The sequence below is a fragment of the Bacillus lumedeiriae genome (assembly GCF_044891285.1).
Classification (GTDB): Bacteria; Bacillota; Bacilli; order Bacillales; family Domibacillaceae; genus Pseudobacillus; species Pseudobacillus lumedeiriae.
Genome location: NZ_JAUIYO010000052.1, coordinates 1 through 464, shown reverse-complemented (window position 1 = coordinate 464; position 464 = coordinate 1). Strand labels below are relative to the sequence as shown.

The window sequence follows — 464 nt, the reverse complement described above, 5'->3', positions numbered from 1 at the left end:
AATCGAAGATTTCACACAGAAACAGATGCTGGATTTCTATGCCTGCGTAGAATGCGGTCGCTGTACGAATGTTTGTCCGGCCTCGAACACCGGTAAGGCGCTGTCTCCGATGCATCTGATCACCAAGCTGCGGGATCATTTGACCGAAAAAGGCACCGCTATCACGGGAAAATCGCCTTGGGCACCGGAGTTTGCGTTCGCGCCGGGAGGGGTGTCCACGCATGGAATGACGGGGGAAATGACTCCCGGAGTGAATTGGAACGATTCCGTGGGAATTACCGATATCCGGCCGACACTGGATTGGCAAAAGGAAACATGGGGGAAGCGGGAGCAAGGTGCAGATCCCGTGAGTCTGGAGCTGATCGGCGACGTAATGACGGAGGAGGAGATCTGGTCCTGCACGACCTGCCGCAATTGCGAAGACCAGTGCCCTGTCGGCAATGAACATGTGGACAAAATTATCG

1 protein-coding gene is annotated in these 464 nt (G+C 55.0%); it reads left to right on the top strand.

The features are described from left to right. Positions 1-464 (top strand): 4Fe-4S dicluster domain-containing protein (locus tag QYG89_RS17140; protein WP_404319416.1); only part of this gene is annotated, 464 nt, incomplete at both ends.